Source organism: Ralstonia sp. SA306 (assembly GCF_054792405.1).
Genome location: NZ_CP096451.1, coordinates 3,468,201 through 3,491,038, shown reverse-complemented (window position 1 = coordinate 3,491,038; position 22,838 = coordinate 3,468,201). Strand labels below are relative to the sequence as shown.

20 protein-coding genes are annotated in these 22,838 nt (G+C 65.0%); 8 read left to right on the top strand and 12 right to left on the bottom strand.

What is annotated here, in order from left to right:
• The first annotated feature begins 7 nt into the window (after positions 1–7).
• On the top strand, positions 8–805 hold the full coding sequence (locus M1D44_RS16510) for a MipA/OmpV family protein (protein WP_037031881.1): 798 nt from the start codon (positions 8–10) through the stop codon (positions 803–805).
• A gap of 24 nt (positions 806–829) precedes the next feature.
• On the opposite strand, the gene M1D44_RS16505 is transcribed toward M1D44_RS16510, so the two are convergent.
• Complete coding sequence (locus M1D44_RS16505) at positions 830–1,750, bottom strand: alpha/beta hydrolase family protein (protein WP_316854069.1); 921 nt, start codon at positions 1,748–1,750, stop codon at positions 830–832.
• A 112-nt stretch (positions 1,751–1,862) separates the two neighbouring features.
• Between M1D44_RS16505 and M1D44_RS16500 the strand changes: the two genes are divergently transcribed.
• Entirely contained in the window at positions 1,863–2,816 is a 954-nt protein-coding gene (locus M1D44_RS16500) for a helix-turn-helix domain-containing protein (protein WP_316854068.1), read from the top strand.
• 24 nt (positions 2,817–2,840) lie between these two features.
• Here the strand turns inward: M1D44_RS16500 and M1D44_RS16495 are convergent, their stop codons facing one another.
• From M1D44_RS16495 to M1D44_RS16485, 3 genes are all read right to left on the bottom strand, one after another.
• Positions 2,841–3,617: a hypothetical protein gene (locus M1D44_RS16495; protein ID WP_024977462.1), complete on the bottom strand. Its 777-nt coding sequence runs from the start codon at positions 3,615–3,617 to the stop codon at positions 2,841–2,843.
• A gap of 574 nt (positions 3,618–4,191) precedes the next feature.
• Positions 4,192–4,848, bottom strand: coding sequence for a hypothetical protein (locus tag M1D44_RS16490; RefSeq protein ID WP_024977460.1), 657 nt, complete (start codon positions 4,846–4,848; stop codon positions 4,192–4,194).
• Positions 4,845–5,183 carry a hypothetical protein gene (locus tag M1D44_RS16485; RefSeq protein WP_024977459.1) on the bottom strand — a complete coding sequence of 113 codons (339 nt, stop codon included), beginning with the start codon at positions 5,181–5,183 and terminating at the stop codon, positions 4,845–4,847. The genes M1D44_RS16490 and M1D44_RS16485 overlap by 4 nt, the downstream gene beginning before the upstream one ends.
• A gap of 213 nt (positions 5,184–5,396) precedes the next feature.
• Here M1D44_RS16485 and M1D44_RS16480 point away from each other — a divergent pair, with 213 nt between their 5' ends.
• On the top strand, positions 5,397–6,173 hold the full coding sequence (locus M1D44_RS16480; protein WP_316854067.1) for a PepSY-associated TM helix domain-containing protein: 777 nt from the start codon (positions 5,397–5,399) through the stop codon (positions 6,171–6,173).
• 56 nt (positions 6,174–6,229) lie between these two features.
• Here M1D44_RS16480 and M1D44_RS16475 read toward each other — a convergent pair whose 3' ends face one another.
• Positions 6,230–7,093 carry a MurR/RpiR family transcriptional regulator gene (locus tag M1D44_RS16475; protein WP_024977457.1) on the bottom strand — a complete coding sequence of 288 codons (864 nt, stop codon included), beginning with the start codon at positions 7,091–7,093 and terminating at the stop codon, positions 6,230–6,232.
• A gap of 287 nt (positions 7,094–7,380) precedes the next feature.
• Between M1D44_RS16475 and M1D44_RS16470 the strand changes: the two genes are divergently transcribed.
• The gene (locus M1D44_RS16470) at positions 7,381–8,427 is read left to right on the top strand and encodes a porin (RefSeq protein ID WP_316854066.1); all 1,047 of its coding nucleotides are present in this window, start codon (positions 7,381–7,383) and stop codon (positions 8,425–8,427) included.
• A gap of 281 nt (positions 8,428–8,708) precedes the next feature.
• Here the strand turns inward: M1D44_RS16470 and M1D44_RS16465 are convergent, their stop codons facing one another.
• Both M1D44_RS16465 and M1D44_RS16460 read right to left on the bottom strand, forming a co-directional pair.
• The gene (locus M1D44_RS16465) at positions 8,709–10,979 is read right to left on the bottom strand and encodes a mechanosensitive ion channel family protein (RefSeq protein WP_316854065.1); all 2,271 of its coding nucleotides are present in this window, start codon (positions 10,977–10,979) and stop codon (positions 8,709–8,711) included.
• Between the two features lie 66 nt (positions 10,980–11,045).
• Entirely contained in the window at positions 11,046–12,311 is a 1,266-nt protein-coding gene (locus tag M1D44_RS16460) for an MFS transporter (protein WP_024977454.1), read from the bottom strand.
• Between the two features lie 119 nt (positions 12,312–12,430).
• Here M1D44_RS16460 and M1D44_RS16455 point away from each other — a divergent pair, with 119 nt between their 5' ends.
• A complete protein-coding gene (locus M1D44_RS16455; protein WP_316854064.1) occupies positions 12,431–13,147 on the top strand; it encodes a glutathione S-transferase in 717 nt (238 codons plus the stop codon).
• A gap of 43 nt (positions 13,148–13,190) precedes the next feature.
• On the opposite strand, the gene M1D44_RS16450 is transcribed toward M1D44_RS16455, so the two are convergent.
• The 4 genes from M1D44_RS16450 to M1D44_RS16435 all read right to left on the bottom strand — a co-directional run bounded on the left by M1D44_RS16450 (position 13,191) and on the right by M1D44_RS16435 (position 14,874).
• Positions 13,191–13,592: a hypothetical protein gene (locus M1D44_RS16450; RefSeq protein WP_316854063.1), complete on the bottom strand. Its 402-nt coding sequence runs from the start codon at positions 13,590–13,592 to the stop codon at positions 13,191–13,193.
• A gap of 41 nt (positions 13,593–13,633) precedes the next feature.
• Positions 13,634–14,056, bottom strand: coding sequence for a hypothetical protein (locus tag M1D44_RS16445; RefSeq protein WP_024977451.1), 423 nt, complete (start codon positions 14,054–14,056; stop codon positions 13,634–13,636).
• Positions 14,057–14,392: 336 nt separating this feature from the next.
• Positions 14,393–14,620 carry a hypothetical protein gene (locus tag M1D44_RS16440; RefSeq protein WP_024977450.1) on the bottom strand — a complete coding sequence of 76 codons (228 nt, stop codon included), beginning with the start codon at positions 14,618–14,620 and terminating at the stop codon, positions 14,393–14,395.
• A gap of 44 nt (positions 14,621–14,664) precedes the next feature.
• The gene (locus tag M1D44_RS16435) at positions 14,665–14,874 is read right to left on the bottom strand and encodes a hypothetical protein (RefSeq protein WP_112186756.1); all 210 of its coding nucleotides are present in this window, start codon (positions 14,872–14,874) and stop codon (positions 14,665–14,667) included.
• A gap of 275 nt (positions 14,875–15,149) precedes the next feature.
• On the opposite strand from M1D44_RS16435, the gene M1D44_RS16430 reads away from it, so the two are divergent.
• The gene (locus M1D44_RS16430) at positions 15,150–16,364 is read left to right on the top strand and encodes a hypothetical protein (protein ID WP_316854062.1); all 1,215 of its coding nucleotides are present in this window, start codon (positions 15,150–15,152) and stop codon (positions 16,362–16,364) included.
• Positions 16,365–16,374: 10 nt separating this feature from the next.
• Here the strand turns inward: M1D44_RS16430 and M1D44_RS16425 are convergent, their stop codons facing one another.
• Complete coding sequence (locus M1D44_RS16425) at positions 16,375–17,532, bottom strand: cation diffusion facilitator family transporter (protein ID WP_316854061.1); 1,158 nt, start codon at positions 17,530–17,532, stop codon at positions 16,375–16,377.
• A gap of 240 nt (positions 17,533–17,772) precedes the next feature.
• Here M1D44_RS16425 and M1D44_RS16420 point away from each other — a divergent pair, with 240 nt between their 5' ends.
• Together M1D44_RS16420 and M1D44_RS16415 are read left to right on the top strand one after the other, a co-directional pair.
• Positions 17,773–18,441, top strand: a complete 669-nt coding sequence (locus M1D44_RS16420) for a response regulator (protein ID WP_024977446.1) — start codon at positions 17,773–17,775, stop codon at positions 18,439–18,441.
• A 7-nt stretch (positions 18,442–18,448) separates the two neighbouring features.
• Complete coding sequence (locus M1D44_RS16415; protein WP_439004855.1) at positions 18,449–22,780, top strand: ATP-binding protein; 4,332 nt, start codon at positions 18,449–18,451, stop codon at positions 22,778–22,780.
• Positions 22,781–22,838 lie beyond the last annotated feature (58 nt).

The window sequence follows — 22,838 nt, the reverse complement described above, 5'->3', positions numbered from 1 at the left end:
GTCCTACGTGCTCAATCGTCTCTCCCCCCGGTTCTCCATCGCTTATCTGGCCGCGCTCTCGGGCATGTGGCTGTCGCCCTCTTCGGTGTATGCCGACGATGCGTCGTATTCGCTGTCGCTCAACGCGGGTGTAGCGCCGCGCTACCAGGGCGGCAAGGAGTACACCGTGACGGCCGGCCCCGGCTTGCGGGCAGATTTCGGCAACGGCTGGTTCATCGACCCGACCCAGGGCGGCGCGGGTTATGCCATCCGCTTCCTGAACGGCATGTTCGCCTCGGCCGCGCTGTCGTACGACCCCGGCCGCTCCGACACCAACCGCTATGGGCGCCCCGGCTCGGACCATCTCAAGGGCATGGGCACCGTCAAGGGCTCGCTGCTGGGCGTGGTCACGGTGGGCGGCAAGCTCATCGGCGACACCACGGGCAGCGCCACGCTGGAAGTGCCCATCACCAACCGCGAGCGCGGCTGGTCGGGCCACATTGACGTGGCGGCGCCGGTCGTGAGCTGGGGCAGCGACAAGATCACCGTCAGCCCGAGCCTGCATTTCGGCTCCAGCAAGTACATGCAGACGTACTTCGGGGTGACGCCGCAGCAGTCGGCCAACAGCGGCTTCGCCCAGTACAGCGCGGGCAGCGGCCTGCAAGCCGCCACGCTCACGGTGGCCTGGACGCACGAGTTTTCGCGCCATTGGGCGGTGCAGACGGCGATCGGCACCTCGCGCCTCTTGGGCAACGCGGCGAAGAGCCCGATCGTGCAGAACAAGCAGAGTTACTTTGGCGGTACGGGCGTCGTCTACACGTTCTAAGCGCGCGGAACCGCAAAGGACGGCTCAGGCCAGGGCATCGAGCCACGCCAGGGTTTCACGCCACCATGGCGCACCGGACGATGCCCGGAAGAAGCCCATGTGGCCGACACCCTTTGCACCCAATGCTGCGCCGCCCATTTGTCGGCGCGTCACGCGCGTGGCGGGAAACTGTGCGACCAGCGCGTCGATGGCGTTAGCCGGTGCCAACGGGTCATCGTCAAAACCCCAGGCGAGCAGCGGCACGGCGAGCCTCGGATAACGCGAGGTATCCAGCCCGGTGCGCGGCGCGAAGATGTAGCCGCGCAGGCGGGCAAAGCGCGCCCAATCGCCCAGGATGGCGGCCGGAATCGACATCGGCCCCATGCCGACGGCCGCGAGCGGCAGCATGCCACCGCGCACGCGCGCCACCGCCAAGGGAATCCGCACACGCAGCAGCCAGGCAAATTGCGGACGGGCCAGCGGCCCGCGCCACGGCCACAGCCGCGCATCTGCCAGCGGCACCGCTACGTGCGCCAGCGCATCGGCATGCACGATGTGCGGTGCCAGCCCCGCCAGTTGGCCGCCCGCGCTGTGGCCGAGCACCACCAGCTTGCGGCCGCTGCAGCCCTCGGGGACGAGCGTGTCGTGCACCCATTTCAGCACGGCGTCGATGTCCTGCCGGCCCCAATCGGCAAAGCGCGGGGTGCCCGGACCGGTCGCGACCGCCTCGCCAATGCCGCGGTAGTCGAACGTCACCACACGCCAGCCCGCCAGGCACAGGGCACGCGCAAACGCCGCGTAGAACTGACGTGGCACGCCCAGCGCCGAGCAGATCACCACCGTGCCGTGCGCACCCAGCCCAGGGCTGGTGACGGTCACGGGCAGCGTCCAGCCGTCGGCCGTGCGGACGTGGTCGTCGCGGGTGGGAAGGGCATCGGCGGGGTAGTCGATCGGTTCGCGCTGCATGGGCACTCCGCTCGGGGTCTCGGGATAGGCTCAGTATTGGCGCCGCCCGTTGCGGTCACAATTACGCGACAGGTAATCGCAGCAGCTACCTGACTCTGCTTCAATAGGTGGCATGACATCCGCCAAGCCTGCCTCATCATCCTCGTCCTTGTCCGCCACCGACGACACCCTCATGCTTGAAGACGCCGATGCCGCCCCAGTGGCGATTGAGCCGCCCGAAGCAGCGCTGTCGCGCTTTCCGCAGTTGCTGCGCTTCTGGCGCACGCGGCGCGGGTATAGCCAACTGGCGCTGGCCCTGGCAGCGGGCGTATCGCAACGGCACGTGAGCTTTCTGGAATCCGCGCGCGCGGCGCCCAGCCGGAACATGATCCTGCAACTGGCAGAGGAGCTGAACGTGCCGCTGCGCCATCGCAACCAGATGCTGCTGGCGGCCGGTTTCGCCCCCGCCTATTCCGAGCAGGGCCTCGCCACACCGGCCGATGAGGCCTCGCCGATGATGCAGGCGGTGCGCCATGCGGTGAAGCTGATCCTCGACAAGCAGGCACCGTATCCGGCCATCGTGCTCGACCGTTTCTGGCATGTGCTGGATGCCAATGCCGCGCATCGCCGCCTGATGCGCTGGGCCATCGGCGACGACCGGTCCGAAGGCGCACCGGGTGCCGTCAACATGATGAAACTGGTATTCGACCCGACCGCGCTGTGGCCGGCCATCGCCAATCGTGACGTTGTCGGCCGCTACCTCGCCCGGCGCGTGCGGCAGGAACTGGCGCTGCAAGCCATCGACCCTGCCACGCAGCGGCTGCTGCACGACATCCGCGCGATGCAACCGGCGCTGTTCGATGCGGCGGATGCGCCGGCAGCCCCCGCCGCGCACGCGCACGATGCCGGCGATCCGCCGCCGTTCCTGCCCATTTCACTGCAGCGCGACGGCGTGACGATCTCGCTGTTCTCCACGCTCACCACGCTGGGCACCCCGCGCGATGCCGGGCTGCAGGAGATGCGCATCGAGTGCTTCTATCCGGCGGATGAGGCATCGCGGCGGACGCTGGAGCGTATTACGTTGTAACCGTCGGCCGGCCTGAAGTCTGCTTCATGCAGGGGGGCCTTCGAGTGAGGGGACGTCAAAAGGTTGAGAGATGCCCTCATTTGGGAGCTCTCCTCGTGGCCAATGGCATATCGTGTCAATCGCTTCAGCCAGTTGAATCAACTGACCGGGTTGGTAATGCACAGGCTGATCGTTCTTGACCGAATCTTCCACGGTCACGCGAAAGCTCACGCCGTCCCGAACCCAGCCGACGTCCCAGAGCGCGGGGCCGTCACGTCGCCCCCATGACAGCATCAAGCTTGCGGGATTCTTATGGACCGAGAACTTGAGCGTGAGGCCAAACTTCCCAGACTGACCTCCATATGCCCAGAAATCAGAACGCCCTAAAAGCAGACGCCTTTTCCCGTTGTCGACTGAATACACCGCGGACCAGATTCCGGGTTGCTCTGGGATCGCGCCTACCAACTTGCTCCCATGTGGCATGCATCTGAGGGCCTCGTCAGTGACCTTCTGGTCTCCCTCACGCGGCTTCTGCGCTACACGCTTCGCTTCATTTTCCGCAGTATCGAGCAGGCTGAGATATTCATCGCGACCACGATTACGTACGTAGCCGGATGCATCAAAGACGTTGTCCCCCATCAAAATCTGGCGTTCTTCGTTGGTGATATCCCACTGAATACAAGCTTCACCAGATTGGATTCGACTCAGACACTGGTTTGGGACATAGCCGGGCGCCCGGTAGTGCTGAAAGCTCCCTTCGTACCAATAGACTGCGGCTGCAACAGCGAAACCAATCACACCCATCGTCAAAAAATATTTCATCGCGTTTCAAAACCCCATTCCGCCAAGTTGCAGTCAGTGGCCTTCGTTTTCGCCAGCGGCCTCGTCTCCTGTATGAACGGGTCGTAAAGCCAATGAGTTCCGCCGACGCGTGCGGTGGGCCCTTCGATCACGTCGTAAATGGCCGGATGTCCTGCTCGAGCGCTATACAAGGTCCCTCGGTTATGTAGGAATATCTGCAGCCTAGAGTCCTTCAGCACCGCGTCGCTCGGTCGCTGGGCCGCCCAGCGGGAATAGCGGGTCTCACCAACAACATACTTTCCCTCCCCCGGGCGGTATCGATATAGGGTTGATGAGGCAAACAGGTAATACCTGACTGCGCCGTAGTCTGTGGTGATGGATTCAAGGATCCAGTGACTTTCCTTCTCTATCCGCCACGGCAAATTCACTGTGTTGGCGGGGGCACCCAGCAACACGAAGAACACAGCCGCCGGCTCTTGAAGCGCGCGGGGAATATCGCCAAACCGACATGCACGACTAAACTGTGACAATGCATTCGCTTGACTGGAAGCGAATGCGCAATAAAAGACGAAGGCCGCGAGAAGTAGGCGAGGCATTAGAAATCCTCCCAATTTCTGGGCGGATTGACGGTAGGCACTTGGCTTGGTGGTGGGCCACCTGGAACAGGCAAATCGATCATTCCAGGCTCTATGGCGGGAGTCCCCTCACCGCTACCGTCGCCGCTGCTTCCTGTGTCGAACAAGCCCACCAACAGCGGAGACGCCTCACCAAAATACTCGTACTGGTAAGTTCCCGAGCGACTGACTAGTCGCTGCAATCGCCATTGAAAACTAACCTGCTGACAGACCGATGGAGCAATGAGATTGCACGTCGCCTCTGTTATGAATCGAAATGTGAAATCATTTCCGGGATAAATTTCCTCTCTGTCACCCTCAATGCCAATACCCCACGAAGGCTTTAGATTTCCATTTCCCATGCTAGCGAGTTTCACCTCGCCCGCTTGCCATACCTTGGTACCGGTGTTTCTGAATGTGAGCGTGACGGTATATGGTGTATTGAATCGCAATGCACTTGCCGGAAAACTCTGCGCGACAAATTTGGAGTCAAACGAGCTCGGCATAGAGCTCATCATGAGCGGCACGTCCAGCAGGTCATCATCGTCCGTTGAGGTGCGCGGCTCCGCCGCAGTGGCTACCACAGCAGCAAGCCCCACCGCGAATGCGAGAGCGACACGTATGGCATTCGCTCTCATTGGTTCCGAACGGCGATGAAATACGGGGCCAAGACGACCCAGGAACTTTGTTGTGTGCACGACTTGCCATCATCAAAGTAGAGATCGACGATGGCGTTCCGTGCCTGTGCGGCCACCATCATGGAGTACCACCCTTTGCAGACCGTCGGCGGGATATTGGTCTGCGCATGCAAGTTGCAGACAACCCATATGCCGTATCCGTTGTCGACATAAACAGAACCGTCGGTATTCATCCCAAAGGTTCGAACCTGACCAGAGCAAGCGTAGGCGGCATACGAAGTCTGGCTAAACAGCAGCACGAGACAGATTGCAGCAACGTGTCGAAACAGTCGCATCAGATGGCTCCTTCCGAGGTAAGTACTTCATGACGAGAAGGAACTGTAGTTAGCAGTGACACGGAACATGGCGACGGCAACGAAACTTCACAGGCCGTCTGAAACGCATGACTCTCGCAGTAGCCTGCACCCGATTGCAACGAGAATCATTCTCATCTATATTGGCCGGTCGATTTGCCTCCCTCCGGCGGCCCTTGCGCCGGCTTGTGCTTCATGACCGACCTGTCCCATCCCCGGCTCTCGGCCGAGCCCGACGCCAATCCAGGCGCCAACGCGCGCCCCGCGAAGGCCAAGGCCGAGCATCCCGCCAATCGCCGCGCCACGATCGTCCGGTGGCTGCGCAAGACACACGGCTGGTTCGGGCTGTGGGGCGCGGTGATGGGCCTGATCTTTGGTGTGTCGGGCATCTGGCTGAATCACCGCGCGGTATTGAAGCTGCCCGTGGCGCAGCAGCGCACCAATACGCAGATCGCCCTGCCCGACCCGGTGCCTGCTACGCCCGACGCGATGGGCGCCTGGCTGCAGCAGACGCTGAACCTACCGGAGCCCGCCACCCGCACGCGCGTGGAAAAAGCCAAGCCGGTCGCCTGGGCCGAGCGCCCTGCCAAGGGTGAAGGCGCGCAGGACAAGAAGAACGCCGACGCCCCGCGCGAACCCGCCGCCAAGCCGCTCATGCAGCCCGAGCAATGGACCTTCAACTTCGGCAGCGCGACCACGCAAATCCAGGCTGAATACTGGGCCGGCAATCGCTCGGTATCGATCCGCCAGACCGACAATGGCTTCCTCGGCACGCTGATGAGTCTGCACAAGGGCGTCGGCATGACGGTGCCGTGGATTCTGCTGGTGGATACGCTGGCTGGCTGCCTGATCTTCCTGTCGATCTCGGGTCTGTGGCTGTGGGTGATGACGACCAAGCGCCGCACGGTCGGCTGGACGATCTTCGGGCTGGGGAGTCTGCTGGCGATCGGGCTGGCAATCTCGCGGCTCTGAATGCCGCATTGCAATGGATGGCGCCCGCGTGGCGCCATTTTTTTCGCCTTCGCCGTTTAGGGGCGGTCGACGCTGCGCTCTGTCAGCAGCCGCTGGATCGCACGCATGCGCGAGCGCACCATCTCATCGCGGCGTTGCGCCACGCAGGTCATCAGGATTTCGATGACGGTCAGGTGCACCAGGTACGCCTCGGTGCCCACCCGCATCACGGCATCTTCCGGCACGTCCACCGTCAGCGCGATCTGCGCGCGTTCCGCCAGCGGTGTGCCCGCCTGGGTGATGGCGATCACGCAGGCGCCCTGCTCCGCCGCATAGGCGATCGACTCGAGCAGATACGGCATGCGCCCCACGTGCGAGAACGCCACCACGACGTCGGACGCACCCAGCATGGCGGCCGACACGAGCTGCAGATGCGCATCGAAGTAGGCGTTGGACGCCAACCCCAGCCGCATCAACCGCGCTTGCATGTCGTTCGCCATGAACGATGACGCCGCACCGGCCGCATAGCAATCGACGCGGCGGGCGCGGGCGATGCGCTCGGCGGCGGCGTCGACTTGTGTGGTGGACAGCGATTCACGCAGCTTGGCCAACGCCCGCGCGGCACCGTCAATGACCTTGCTGGCGACCAGTGCCGGCGGATCTGCCCGGCCGACATGGCCCGGCAGCGTCGGCTGCGCGTGCGCCAGCTCGGCGGCCAGCGTGGCCTTGAACTCGCGCAACCCTTCAAAGCCGAGCGCCTGGCACATCCGCACGATGGTCGGCATCGACACCCCGGCGCGCACGGCCAGCGTCTCCACGGATTGTTCGAGCGACAGCTCCGGCGCTTCCAGGATCAACCGCGCCACACCCTGCTGCGCCGGCGAAAGCGCGGGCAACTTGTCACGCAGGGCGTTGAGCACGGGAACGGAGAGCGATGGCATGGCGGTACGCGGGTGGCGATCGGAAATCAGCGTCGCCAGTGTAGCGGCAGCCCCGCACCACGCCGCTTGCCCGAGGGAAAACCCCCAAGAATCTGTAAGCCGGCGGTTTACGCTCAACGCCCCTTCAGCGGGCAACACCCCAACCGGCGCGACGTGTGCGGCGCTTTGCCGGTGCATGCGTAACTTCAACCCTTACAGCGCAGACTTGCCTGAGAGTCGGCCCCCGAGCCAGGCCGGAAAGCCCATTCCGGCCAACACAACAGTCGTCACGACAACAAGGGAGCCACATGACCACTTCGAACCGTTCCATTCCGCTATCGGCCGTTGCACTGTCGGCACTGCTTGCCTGCGGCGCGGCGCACGCCCAATCGAGCGTCACGCTGTACGGCGTGATGGAAACCGGCCTGCGCTACAGCACCAACAACGACGCCGACGGCCACGGCAAGGCCGAGATGGCGGGCGGTTACTACAGCGGCAGCCGCTTCGGCATTCGCGGGTCGGAAGACCTCGGCAACGGGCTGAAGGCCGTGTTCCACCTGGTCAGCGGCTTTGCGCCGGACACGGGCGTGGGCTCCACCAACGACATGGGCCTGGGCGGCTACAAGCCCACCACGCCGGCAACGTCGCGCCTGTTCGGGCGCCAGGCGTATGTCGGGCTGGAAGGCGGGTTCGGCTCGCTGACGTTCGGCCGGCAAGAGAACCTCGTCTTCAACACGGCCGGCCAATACGACGCGCTCTCCATTGGCAACCTCGGCGCGACAGCCTGGCACGTGACCGCCACCGGCGTGCGCATCGACAACTCGGTCAAGTACGTGGGTGATTTCAACGGCTGGCGCCCGGGCGTGATGGTCGGCATGGGCGAGCAGGCGGGTACGTTCTCAGCGGGTAACTACAGCGCCCTGTCGCTCAACTACGCCAGCGGCCCGTTCGCCTTCGGCGGCGCGTGGGAGCAGCAAAAAGACCTGCAATCGGTCGGCACGCGCACGTGGACCACCGGCGGCAGCGTACAGGTCGGCCCCGCAAAACTGATGCTCGGCTACATCAACTACCGCGACGGCACGCCCACCAAGAACGACCTCATCCTCGGCGGCGTGAAGTACGACTTCAGCGGACAGTACAACCTGGTGGTCGGCGGCATGGCCACGCGCCAGCGCGACCCCGACGGCCTGCGCTACACCGCGTACGCGATCATGAATTACGTGGTCAGCAAGCGCACGTGGCTATACGTCGGCATGGACTACACCCACCAGAAGGATGCGGGCACCGTGCTCGCAGCCGCGCTGCCCAAGGCCTCGCAGACCGGCGTGATGGTCGGCATGCGCCACGGGTTCTAAATCAGCGCACGGCCATCCGAGCAAATTCGGCGCAGACACACGCGCCGAGACGGTTTGGCCGTACCCTGCCCTAGATGGCGCCTTGAATTTCTGTTGCAGAGAGGAAAAAGAGTGCAGGCCTGTTTGAGCGAAGCGAGTTGCCTGCGCTCCCTCTCTGCGACATAAATTCAAGGGGAAGTCGCCATCTCGGGCGCGCCTTGCTTTGCTTACTTTCTTTGGCAAGACAAAGAAAGTGAGTCGGCCCCGGCAGGGGACGAAACAGCAGCAAACCACCAACGCCCTTACGCCGGCGCAGCAGCAGGTGGTTCATTAGAAGCCGACGCCCCTTTCCCCTCATCCGCCCCAACCCGCGTCATCCACTCCTCAAACGCCGCCGAAGTCCGCAACACCGTCCCCGGCGCCGCCAGCGGCACGTGCGCCTGATCGAACGCATCCTTGAGCACAACGTTGAACGCCCGCAGCACGTCAGCCTGCTTCTGCGGGCGCGTCTTGAACCGCCCCTTGACGATCATCGCGCCACCTTCGAAGCGGTCCAGCCCGAAAATTTCCGCACCGCCGAGCAGCGTGTAGGCAAAGCGCGGCTCACCAGCAATCTGATCAGCCGCCGTGCGCACGAGCTCGATCGCCTGCTGCGGTTCAGCCTCCATCGACACGCGCACTTCAAAGTCGGCAAACGAGTAATCGCGCGACAGATTGCGCACGGTCTTGATCTGGCTGAACGGAATCGACAGCACCGCACCGGTGCCATCGCGCAACCGCACCGTGCGGATGGTCAGGTTGATGACCGAGCCGGTGGCCACGCCCACGTCCACCGTATCGCCCACGCTGATGGTGTCTTCCATCAGGATGAAGATGCCGGTGATGAAATCCTGCGCCAGCGACTGCGCACCAAAGCCCACCGCCAGGCCGATCACGCCGGCGCCGGCCACCAGCGGCGTCACGTTGACGCCCAGGTTGGCCAGCACGCCGATGCTGGCCGTCACCACCAGCGTCACCTTCAGGCCATTACGCAGCAGCGGCAGGATGGTCAGCGCGCGCGTGCTGGGCTGCGCCCGCGCCGAGGCCGGCGACAGCGCCCGCAAGATCGCCGTGTCGAGCAGGATCCAGACGAGCCAGGTGGCAAAGACGGTGCTGATCAGGCCCACCATGGCATCGGCGATGCGTTTGCCGTTGACGGAGCTGTGCGCCAGCTCCACCAGCGTGTGGCCCCACACGCGCAGCACCAACTCAAGAAAGGCGATCCAGATGACAAGTTTGATCAGCGCACCAACGAAATGCTTGAGCCGCTCCACGTAAGGCGAACTGCGCCCCAGACGTAGGTGCGAGCGCCAGTTCGCGCGGGGGCGAATCAGCGCCGACAGAAAGAACGCCGCCACCAGCAGCAGCGACGTCATCACCGCACGGCGCGCCACGACGTCAACGTTGTCGGGCGTCGTCAGCGTGGCCACGACGGTGGCGCTCGCCAGCACCACCACCGGCACGGGCCAGAACGCCGCCAGCAGACGGCGGACCTGGTTGCCCGTGTGTTCGCCGCTGCGCAGCTCCAGCGGGCGATTGGCGATCAACTGTCCGATCGGCCGGCGCGCCCACAATGCGCCCACCGCCAGCATCAATGACGCCACCACGTTGCATACCGTGGCCAGCAGCAGGCTGAGCGAGCCGCCCAGCACCAACGCCACGCGCGGGTCGACCAGCGCATCGCCGCAGGCCCCCAGACTGGCCGTCAGAAAGATCGGCCACATGCCGTGCTTGAACAGGTATTCCACCGCGACGCGCCGGTGCGCACTGCCTGAAAAGAGCGAGAACAGCATCGCCACGCCCGCCGTGATGATCGCGCCCCATACGATGGCGTAGGCCAGCACCAGCGCCAGGACAAAGCCGGGCGAGGCTTCGCGCTCCAGCCGCATGATGACGGCAAAGGAAATGGCCCATGGGCCGATCTTGCGCGCCGCGTCGATCAACAACGCGCGCGTGGTCGGATGCGGCCCGAGGCCCGCCGTGAGGCCAAACACACGGCGGATCAACCAGCCCAGGGCGAGCAGGCCACCGGCAATGGCGGCCCAGATGCCCACGGTGCTGGCAAAGTCGGCGGCCAGCGACATGCGCTTGTCTGGCGAGAAGAGCAGGCCGGCATTACCGCTGGCGGCCTCGATGCGGCGCAGCCAGTAGCGCAACGCCCCGGCTTCCACATCGGCCTGCAACGAGCCGTTCTCGATGAGCGACGCCACCGCGCCCAACAGACCCGGCGCCTGTTCGGCCTGAACCTTCTGCTGCGCGCTCATGCCGTCGCGCAACTGCTTCAGTTCATTGACGAGGGCCGTGCGCTGCTGGTCGTTGTTGAGCAGCGTGATGACGGTGTCGAGCGACTGGCGTGTCTGCGCAGGGTCCGCCGCCGGCGCCGATGCGCTGGCGGTGGAGCTCGGCAGCCCGGCCAGTTTGGCAAACGACACCGGGGCAGCGTTGGCCACGTTGGCGGCGCAGGCCACCAGCACAAGCAGGAACGATGCGAGCGGCCACAGTCGCCGCGTCAGGAAGAGAGAATGAGTACGCATGACAGGGAAAGCGATCGTGCAGACATCGACCACGGCACGATACGCGAATTCCCCGGGCGCACAACCTCACCGCTTGGCGCCCTGCGGCAGCGGCGCCCGCCGCCAGAGCCAAGCGGCCGTGCCGAGCGCACATGCCATGCAGGCCATCACCAGGGCCACCACCCCGGGCCAGCCCCACGGCGCATAGAGCTTGCCGCCTGTCGTGCCGATCAGGCTGGAGCCCAGGTAATACGCCAGCAGATACAGCGCCGCCGCTTGCCCCTTGGCACGTTGCGCGCGGCGCCCAACCCAGCCGCTGGCCACCGCATGCGCACCGAAAAAGCCGAAGGTCAGCAGCGCGATACCGCCAATCACCAGCACCAGCGGCCCCGCCAGAGTCAACAGCACGCCCGCCGACATCAGCGCCGTGCCCGCCAGCAGCATGCGGCCCCGGCCATGGCGATCCGCCAATCGGCCAAACCAGGCGGAAGCGCCAATGCCCAGCAGGTACACCATGAAGATGCCGCCCACCGCCGTCTGGCTGAGGGCATACGGCGCATCGAGCAAGTGAAAGCTCGCGTAGTTGTAGATCGTGACGAAGCCGCCCATCAGCAGAAAGCCCATGGCGAACAGCGCGCGCAGGCCCGGCTCGCGCAGATGCGCGCCCAGCGTGTCGAACAGATCGCCCAGCGCCAGACCCTTGCGCGGCACAAAACGGCGCGACGGCGGCAGCAGCCACAGGAACGCCAGCGCCACCAGCAAACCCAGCGTGCCGGTAAAGCCGATGGCGGCACGCCAGCCAAAATGGTCGGCCACGGCGCCGGTCAACACTCGTCCGGCCATGCCGCCGAAGGCCGTCCCGCCGATGTACAGCCCCATCGCCATGCCAAGCCCTTGCGGATGCACCTCTTCGGCCAGATACGCCATCGCCACCGCCGGCACGCCGCCAAGGACCACGCCCAGCAAGGCCCGCGTGGCCAGCAACCCGTGCCAGCCCGGCAGCACAGCCGCCGCCAGCGTGAGCCCCGACGACAGCACCAGCGACACGCCCATCAGCGTCTTGCGATGGATCGACTCCGACAGCAACCCCGCAAACAGAATCGCAAATGCCAGCAGCAGCGTGGACACCGACAGCACGAGGCTCGTCTGCGCGGGCGTGAGGCCGAAGTCGTGCGCCAGCATTGGCATGAGCGGCTGCACGCAATACAGCAGCGAGAACGTAGAGAAGCCCGCCGCGAACAGCGCCAGATTGGCGCGCAGATAACCGGGGTGGCCCCGGACCAGCCAGTGGGCAGGATCAGCGGCGTCGATGGCGGGCGAAGGAACCTGCGAAGAAGAAAGTGGAGCGTTCACGGCGGGCGGGTTGAAACAAGCGCAGAGGCAAGCGCCTATTATCGTTCGCAGGCACCGTTCCCGCTGCGATGCGGCATCGCTCTTGCTGCGCAGCACCCACCTCGCTTATCCGCCCGACCATGGAAACCACGCTCTACTACTGGCCCGAAATCCAGGGCCGCGGTGAATTCGTCCGGCTGGCGCTGGAGCAGGCCGCCGTGCCCTACACCGACCTCGGCCGCGAAGACGCGTCCGCCATCGAAGCGTTTCTCGACGATGCCGGCATTCCGACGCCGCCGTTCGCGCCACCGTTCCTGGTGGCCGGGCCGCTGGTGATCGCGCAGACGGCCAACATCCTGCTCTACCTGGGCCAGCACTACGGCTTGGCTCCGCACGACGAAGCCGGTGGCCTTTGGACGCACGGCTTGCAACTGACAATTGCCGATTTTGTGGTGGAGATTCACGACACGCACCACCCCATCGCGTCAGGCGAGTACTACGAAGACCAGCGGCCCGAAGCGAAGCGCCGCACGCAGGATTTTCTCGATCACCGCGCGCCCAAATTCCTGCATTACTTCGAGCGCGTGCTCGAGCGCAACCCCGCCGGCCCGACATGGGCCGTGCGTGATGCGTTGACGTATGTGGATTTGTCGCTGTTCCAGATCGTGGCGGGGCTGCGCTACGCATTTTCGCGCCACATGCGGCGATACGAGCGCGAGCTGCCGCATCTGGTGGCGCTGCACGATCGCGTGGCGGCGCAGCCGAACATCGCGGCGTATCTGGAATCGCCGCGGCGCATTCCGTTCAACACGATGGGCATTTTCCGCCACTACCCCGAGCTCGATGCGCTGAAATGACAGAACCCGGCGCAAGGCCGGGTTCGCATGGAGATTGAATCGCTCAGACCGCCAGCGGCGTATCGGGCAACCGGCGGGGCAACCGGCCGCGAATGTCTTCCAGCGCCGCGGGCCAGCTTTCGATGGCGGCCAGATCGTGGATGTCCTGCAGATTGATCAGCAGATCCACCACCTGATCGTCGTCGACATTCACGCCAGAGCAGCGCAGCGCACACGCGAGCGGATCGTCGCCAGGCACACGCAGCAGACTGACGCCCAGGCGCTCGATGGCGCCGCAGTAAAACGCATCGTCGATGAGAATGCCGACGCCGCACCGGCGGTTGTCGAGGCCTCGGTAACGCGGCTCGCCGTCGGCGTCTTCGGAGCGGCATTGCTGTTCGAGCAGGTGCGTGCGCACGCGTTCAAAAATGTCCTCGATGCCGAGGAACGTCCCCTTCCCTTTCATGGCGTCACCTTCTATAGGGTGATCTGTGACCGGCCGGTCGGTCAGAATGTATCGACGAGAGCGCCGCTCAGGCCGAATTGGCGCGCAATCGACTGCAGGCGGTCCTTCCACTCCCATGTGCCGAACACGTCGTGCGCGTTCTGCAGCTTGGAGAGCAGCTCGACGGTGTCGCGGTCGTCCACGTCAATGCGCGCACGCTTGAGCGCGCGGCGCAACGCGATGACGCCGGCATCCATGTAACGCGGAATCTCGTTGGTGGGCTTGAGGATGTAGCGCACCGGCACGCTTTCCATCGACGTGGTGTAGTCGCGCACGCCGATCAGGTTACCGATCGGGCAGCAGCGCCCGCCCTGGCCATGGTACGCAGCACCGCCGCGCGGCAGGATGGCAGCACCGCCCTGTCCGAACAGATGGCGGACTGCGCCGTCGTAGATTTCTTGTTTGCTGAGATATTGCGTCTTCATGTTCTTTCCCCTGACCCCAGATTGCAGGCGTCGCCGATTCGATTCACTTCCGACTTCCGGCCTGACGTTGCGTCCGACGTCGCACAATCTGCCATCCGTGCGATCTATCTTGGTTCAGGATGCACCAGAACCATGGGCCGAAAAAGGACCGGAATGTAAGTCATTTTTACCGTTTGCTTTTTGGCAACGGATTGCCCGCAAAGGTGCGCCAGTCAACGCTTTGCGGGTGCTTCAGACACCACGCGATCGGGCCGTTTTGGCATGCCCTGATGCGCGCTCGCAACAGCATGTGCGCATGGCTGCTCGCACGTGGCGCATGCGTCGTAGGCGCGGCGCTTACATCCCGATGATCTGGTCTGCGTGGCCGAGACAGAAGCCACGTCGGTCATGGTGCCCACAGGTGGGCATCACCTCGTAGCCGGCAGCGCGCAGCAACACTGCACGCGCGGCCACCTCCACCGGAGGCAGGGGCTGCCCCGAGTCTTCATCGCGCACCAGCCGGCCCAGTTGGGCAAACGGCTGGCGCAGCAGATGGTCCAGATCCAGCGATCCGCAGTACCGCATCACATCACCTTCTTCAAAACGGCGGCAGCACTGGGGTGCGCCGACTACATCGATTCGTCTGCCAGCTCAGGACACGCAACGAGCGTCCGGCGCACACGCGCATAGGCGGCACGCTGCGCCCAGATCGAGTCGGTCAGGGCCGCGATGAGCGCATCGCGTGGCAGGCTTTGCGGTGCCACGCCGAACTGCGCCTCCACGGTACGTAGAGCCTCCGTCACTTCGCTTCGCCATCGGGCGTCGAGTCGCTGGGTCATGTTGTTCTCGTTGGGTCGGTTCTGGCGCGGTGGGCGGCGGGCTTGTGCCCACTCTGGCCGCGCTGGGAAGGGATTGGCGGAATGGGTTCCGCTCTTGTTTGTGAAGAACGGCACACGGGGCCGAAACTTGATTGCTGCGGCGGGGGGTAAACCGGCGCCTCCGTCGGACTTGGCGACACCCGGCGCCACTCCGCCAAATGGGCTCCCCCATTCGCGCAGCAACTTCGGCGGGTGCCCGTGGCCCAATCGGTTCTGAAACCGCCACCGAGCCACCGATGAAGATGGAGCGTCACGTGTCCCGACTGTCTTTCCTGCGCCGTACCGTGCTGGCCCTTGCCTGCGCGCTGACCGTGCCCGCCGTTGCGACGGCCGGCGCGCCGGACCCGCGTCAATACATGCATGGCATTGGCGCGGTGCCTGGCACAACGGCCAACACCTTCAACGTGTTCTTCAGTGCCTCGGGCCTGCCCCCGCGCGGCGCCGATCGCAACGGCAGCTGGCCGCACGATGTCTATGTCGCGCAATGGCATGCCGACACGGGCGTGCTCGATGCCCCGCGCATCTTCATCCAGAAGCCCGAAGCACAGGAACCTGTGACGGTGGCCCGCAACCGCGCTGGCCAGGTGATGGTGTCATTTGAAGACGGCTGGAATGCGCCGGAGAACGTCAACCAGCGCTTCGGCATCTACGACACCGCGCTGCGGCCCATCAAGCCGTATCCGCAACTGGTGGAATCCGGTGGGCACTCGGGCCACATCACGGCCGTGGGCGATCGCTTCGTGGTGTTCTATTCCGACGGCTGGATCACCGGCGGCGGCGTCGACAACCTCGGCAGCGGCAACGGTGTCTACCTGAAGGTCTACGACGGACGCGGCCGTCGCCTGCACAACGTCGATGTTGCCGATGGCCGGCGCGAATGGTGGCCCATGGTGGCAGGCGGCAGCACCAATGCGCTGCTGGCCTGGCAGCAGTTCGTGCCGGGCCAGACCGAGGCCAATCTGAAGATCGCCGTCTTTGATCCGGTCAGCGGACGCGTGACAGGCGAGCAGCTTCTGCACAAGCATCTGCAGTACTACACCTACAGCGTCACGTGGATGCCGGCGATCGAGCGGTACTTGCTGGTGGGCGTGGCCAAGGGCAACGGCTTTGCCGATCTGATCGACACGACGGGCAAGGTGCGCGCGTCCATTTCATGCATGCCGGCAACCGTGCGCGAAGCGGGCATCACCGTGAACCAGAACACCGCTTATACGCCCGCCGCTGATGGCCGCCTGCTGCAACTGCAGGCGGGGCCGGATTCGCTCACGCTATCGGCCACGCTGCTGAACACCGACGGCAAGCGCGTGCAATGGCGCCCGGTGGGCAGCACCGGTTTGCTGCGCACGTCGGGCGCAATAGATTGGATGTCGCTGACGGAAAAGGGGCTGGAGCAGTTGCACTTCGACCCCACCAAGACGCAGCCGGCCAACGCGGTTGACCAATGCCGTTAGCGCGACAAGCTTAAGCGTCGGTAACGTCGGTAACAAGCACGCGCAGGCGTACGAGGCCATCCCACCTGGTGTGGATGGCATCGGCAATGCGGGCGATTTCGGGGGCCAGCGCCGGCGGCAGGACCAGGTCGACCTCCACCGCGCCATCGACGTAATGCAGCACGCAGTGGCGCGCGTCCAGCGGCGTGCCGGGCGGCAGCAGTTGTGCCAGCACGGCATGCAGCGCATCGCGATCGGGTAGCGGCACGGGGTCGGTCGCGATGTGCTCGCGCGGGTCGACGTGAATCTGCACGTCGAGCACCGCCATCGCCGTGTGTGCCGTCAGCACGTTGGTGCGGGCCCGGACGGCAATCGCATGGCCCTCGCTCACGGAGACACGCGGGTCCACCTCGATATGCGCGTCCACCAATGCCTGGTCTCCCGTCACACGCGTACGCAGATCGTGCACATTGATCACGCCCGGCGTGGCTTCCAGGCTGACCCGGATCGCCTCCACCTGCGCGGGCGGCAAGGCCCGGTCCATCAGGTCATTGAGCGCCTCCCAACCAAAGCGCACGCCCACACGGCCAATCATCAGCCCGACGACGCAGGCGGCCACCGGGTCGAGCCAGTGATAGCCCATCAGGTTGCCCGCCACGCCAATCGCCGCCACCAACGACGACACCGCATCGGAACGCGCATGCCAGGCATTCGCAATCAGCATGCGTGAGTTGATGCGCTTGGCCACGGCCAGCATGTAACGGAAAAGTCCTTCTTTGGCCGCCAGCGCGATCAGTGCCACGACCAGCGCCAGACCATGAACCGGCGTCGGCCCCTGCGGCGAGCGCAGGCTCTCCACCGCGGCCCAGATCATGCCCGCGCCCGCGCCCATCAGCAGCAGCCCGAGCCCCAGCGACGCGGCGTTCTCGTAGCGCGCGTGGCCATATTGGTGGTCTTCGTCTGGCCCCTTGTGGCTGTTGCGGTTGGCAATGAAGACGATGCCATCGGCGATCAAGTCGGACAGCGTATGCAACCCGTCCGCCACCAGGCCCTGCGAATGCGACCACAGCCCCGCCGCAATCTGCCCCGCCGAGAGCAAGCAGTTGACGCTCGCACTTACCAGAGTGGAGCGTTCGGCGCTCTGCTTGCGTGCGGCCGCAGAAGGTGCTGTCGAGGATGTGGGCGTCATGGGAAATCGGTGCGATCAAGCGTGCGAAGCAATCGCGAGCATTGTGCCACGCACCGACGCGCCGCCTTGGCCCGAAATCAGGGCTGCGATCGCAACGCGCTGCGACAAATCTGCACCAGAAAAGCGCAGATCGGGGCGCACTAATAGGACTTTTCCGATGTTCCGCACCTGAGGCTTCGGCGATTCTCAGCAATGCGGCAAACACGTTGCCGCACGTTACACGCTCGGAGACACGTCGACATGCAGGCCCCCATCCAACTCGTCATTGCAGATGATCACCCCGGCGTGGTGGCGGCCGTGCGGCGCCTCGTATCGGTGGTCGACGGCTTCGAGGTGGTGGGCGAAGCCAGCAACGCCGATGAGCTGCTCGCCGTGCTCGGCCGCGTGCGCTGCGACCTTGTCATCACCGACTACGCCATGCCCGGCAGCCGCTATGGCGACGGCATCCTCCTGCTCGAATTCCTCGTGCGCCGCCACCCGGACCTGCGCGTGATGGTGCTCACCATGCTTGAGACCCGCGCACTGATGAGCAACATCCTGCGCGCGGGCATCAAGGTCATCGTCAGCAAATCCGACGAGCCGCAGCACATCCTCGAAGGCATGCAGGCGGCGGCGGACGGTCGCATCTATCTCTCGCCAATGCTCAATGTCAAGCTGCTCTGCCGCAACGGCGAACCGCAGCCCGTCCACGACGACCCGGTCTCCAAACTCGGCAAGCGGGAGCTGGAAGTGCTGCGCATGTACGTGACCGGCAAGACGGTCAGCGAGATTGCCGTGCAGCTCAACCGCAGCGTCAAGACCATCAGCTCGCAGAAGCAGACGGCTATGCGCAAGCTCGAGCTTGGCACTGAGGCGGCGCTGTTCGACTTTGCGGTACGCCACGGGCTGCTGGGCAGCAGCGAGGGCTGACGCGATGATGGCGTGGCTCGCGCCCAGGGCGGCTGCCCACCTGCGCGTTGGTATCGTTGCGGGGTTGCTTGCCTGCGCGGCGGCGTTTGTCTGGCTGGGCGGAGCGCGCAATGCCGACGCGGAGGACGCCGCACAGACCATTCGGCGGCTCAAGCAGTTTCCGCCCAAGGTAACGGTCGGCGTGATCAGCGACGCCATGGCTCCACTCGAAGGCGTCGAAGCCGACCGGCTCAGCGGCTTCTCGGGTGACCTGCTGATGCGTTTGATTCCGCAGGATCAGGTACGCGTCATCCCGCACGTCTTCGCACGGCGTGACGAGCTGCTCAAGGCGGCTTGCCGAGGCGACGTCGACATCATCATGAGCGTGGCACCCCGCTCGCAATACGATCACTGCCTCATTTATTCCGCGCCATACCTCGAACGCCCCATCGCGGTGGTCGCGCGCAACGACAACACGCACGTCGCGCAGAACCCGTTTGCCTCCGGCATGCGCATCGCCGTCGAGCAAGGCTCTTCACTCGAAGAAGAACTGGCGGTGCAGTACCCGAGCATCCGGCTGATCAGTACCCCCACGGCAGCCGACGCCCTCGATGCCGTGCTGCACGACGCGGCCGACGCTTACGTGGGTGTGACCTACCCCACGCGGGAGTTGATGTCGCAGCCGCGCTACCGGCGGCTGTCGATCGTGCAACTGGTGAACCAGCAGGTTGACGCGCTGCACTTTGCCGCGCCGCGTGAACAGGCGATGCTGATCCGCTATCTGGACCGCCATCTTGCCCAGTTGCCCGACGCCACCATGAGCGAGCTGCGCGCGCGGTGGATCACGCAAGGCGGCGGTCCGTTGGCGGGCCTGCAGTTGTCAGCCGACGAGCGGGCCATGCTGGCGTCGCTGCCGCCGCTACGCTACGCCGCCGACCCCGACTACATGCCGTACACCTTCAACGGATCGGGCGGCGGGATGCTCGGCATCTTTCCCGAGTACCAGAGCTTTCTCTCGCGTACGCTCGGGTTGCGCTTCGAGCGGGTGACCGTGCGCGACTGGGCCGAAGCACTCGCGAAGGCGCATAGCGGCGAGGTCGACATCCTGCTCGGCATATCCGACCAGGATTCCCGCCCCGCGGGCTTTACGCTCACCCAGCCGATCGATGCCACGCCGATGGTGATCGTCGGGCGCAGCGACGCGCTCACGGTGGCGGCGCTTCCCGAGCTTTCCGGCAAGACCGTCGCTCTGCCCACGAGCGAGACCCTGACCACGTTGCTGAACCAGAATGTGCCGAAGATCCGCATCCTGCCGGCACGTTCGGTAAGCGATGCGTTGTCCATGACGGCAACTGGGGAAGCCGATTTCACCATCGCGAACCTGCCGGTGGCCGATGCGCTGATCCGTCATCACTTTCCGGGCGAGCTCAAGGTTACCGGTTCCGCGAATACGATCGAGAGCCTCGGCGTGGGGGTGTCGTCGCGTTACGCTGCGCTGGTGCCACTCATCAACCGCGCGCTCTTCGCCATGCCCGAAGGCGAGCAGGTGAGCATCCGCAACAGGTGGCTGTCGGTGAGCTACCAGCTGGGTCCGTCGGCGTCGGCCGTGCTCGGCAGGTTTGGACCGGTAGCGGCGCTGGTGCTGGTAGCGCTGCTGGCACTCTTCATCAAGCAGATGCAGCTGCGCCGCGAGAACCACCAGCGGCGCCACGCTGAAGAGACCCTGGCTCGCCAGCTCAGCTTCCAGCGCGCGCTGATGGAAGCCGTGCCGTTCCCGCTCGTCGCCAATGACGCCGGGCACCGTTACGTTGCCGTGAATGCGGCGTTCTGCAACATGTTCGGCCGGACACGGGCATCGCTGCTCGGGCACACGCCGCAGGAGCTCGGGCTGCAATCGGTCGGCAACACGTCGCCGCTGTCCGATATCAACCGGCGCGCCGTGGAGACCAGCGAAAGCACACGCGAAGAACTCATCATCGACACGCCCGACGGGCCACGCAACGTTCTGTATTGGATCGAGCCGCTGCACATGCCGGACGGACAGCCTGCCGGCACCGTCGCCTCGCTGGTCGACATCAGCGAGATTCGCGACGCGCAGGCCCGTGCTGAGCGCCTTGAGCAGCGCCTGCGCGAAGTCACCGAATCGCTGCCGGCGCTGGTCTATCAGTTCGAACTGCGGCCAGGCCAGGTCCAGGGGCGCATCACCTACGTCGCCGGCAAAGCGTACGAGACGCTGGGCGCGCGGCCTCAGGATCTGCTGGACTACCTGTCCACCCCGGAGCTGCTCATTCACGAAGACGACCGGCAGCGCATGCTCGACACGGTGCTGGTCTCGGCGCAGCAGCTGACGCCCCTGGACCAGCAGTTTCGCCATGTCAGCGCAGACGGCGTGGTCCGCTGGCTGCATGCGCGCTCGATCCCGCACCGCGAAGCGGACGGCCGCACGATCTGGAACGGCTACCTGAGCGACGTCACCGCAGAGCGCGAGCAAGCCGACGCACTGGAAGCGGCCAAGAACGCGGCGGAATCGGCGTTGCACGCGAAAGACCGCTTCCTGGCCATGATGAGCCACGAAATCCGCACGCCCATGAATGGCGTACTCGGCCTGGTCGAACTGCTGCAGCAGACGAAGCTCGAGGGCGAGCAGAAGCAGATGGTCTCGTTGGTGCAGGATTCGGGACGCGCCCTGCTGCATATCCTCGATGACATCCTCGATTACGCAAAGGTCGAGGCCGGCCGATTGGATATTTCACCAACAGCCACGGACCTGCGCGACGTCTTCGACGGCACGGTGGGCCTGCTGGCAAGCCGCGCGCACGAAAAATCGCTCGCCGTACAAGTGGAGGTGGCCGCCGACGTGCCGGCCAGCGTCTCGGTCGACAGCATTCGTCTACGGCAGATCCTCTTCAACCTGCTCTCCAACGCCATCAAGTTCACCGACACGGGCAGCGTGCGGCTTTCAGCGGAGTGCACGCGCATCGAGAACGACACGGCGCACCTTGCCATCTGCGTCAGGGATACGGGCATCGGGATCTCATCCGAGGTCCAGGCCACGCTGTTTGCACCGTTCGTGCAGGCTGAGCGCTCGACTACGCGGCGCTACGGCGGCACCGGTCTGGGCCTGGCGATTTCGCGCCAGCTTGCCGGCCTGATGGGCGGCAAACTCGTCATGGAGAGTGTTCCCGGGCATGGCACGGCAGTCACGCTGCACCTGGCCGTGCCAATGCTCAGGGCGCAGTATGCGTTGCCGCAACTGGCAGGCCGCAGCGTTGCCATTTTGGTGGACGACCCGGCCGTGCGGCACAGCCTCACGCAGTTCGCGATCGCGGCCGGGCTGCAAGCGGGCCCCGCAGCCAACGCCGACATCCTGCTGGCCTCCACCGTCCAGGCAGACGCACGCACGATCCGCATCACTTCAGAAGCGTGCTATGCCGGACCCGGCAACACACTGAGCAGCAACCCGCTGAACTGGCACGCCTTCGTGCAGGCGTGCGAGCGCACGCTCCCTCGATTTGACGATATGCAGGCGGCCAGCGCGGCGGTACACACACTCGCTGCCACCGCCTCCAGTGATGCGCCGGGAGCGCACATCCTCGTGGCGGAAGACCACCCGATCAACCGCGAACTGATCGCCAAGCAACTCCGGCTACTGGGTTATCGCGTCACGCTGGCCGAAGACGGCGTCGTCGCGCTCGAGCGTCTGCACGAACATCATTTCGATGCGTTGCTCACGGACTGCCACATGCCGCGCATGGACGGCTTCGACCTGGCGCGGCACATCCGCCACGAAGAACGCGCCGACGGCCCTCGCCTGCCCATCATCGCCATCACGGCCACCACGCTCGCCGAGGAACACGCGCGGTGCCGCGCCGTGGGAATGAACGCAAGCCTGCTGAAGCCGACCACGCTTGTCACGCTGCAAGAAGCGCTGTCTGCGCTATGGAGCCCCGAAGCCGCAGAACCAGCGGAAGCGCCCCAGGAGGAGCCATTCGCCCTGTCGCTCGACGATCTGCACGCCGCGCTGGGGGCCGACCCCGCCGCAGCCGGGCTGGCACAGGTCTTCCTGTCATCGCTGGCCGAGGATGCGCAGCGGCTGCAGCCGCTGCTGGACGCAATGGACCGCGCAGCGCTGCGCCAGTGGGCCCATCGCACCGGAGGCGCGCTGGCGCTGCTGCACAACCCGAGCGTCGACGCCACGTTGGAAGCCCTCTGCCATGCCTTGCATGACGGTAGCGAGCGTGACATCCAGGTCTCGGGGCGCCATGCCACGCGGCTTCTTGCGCACATCAACGCGTTGTTGAGTGCCTTCGCGCCGGCGGCCACTGAGGTTGTGCACCGCACGCAAGTGACGGATTCATAAGGGAAAACCGTTTCAAGCGATTGATGCATCGCTTTTAGACGAGCCATTCCAATCGCCC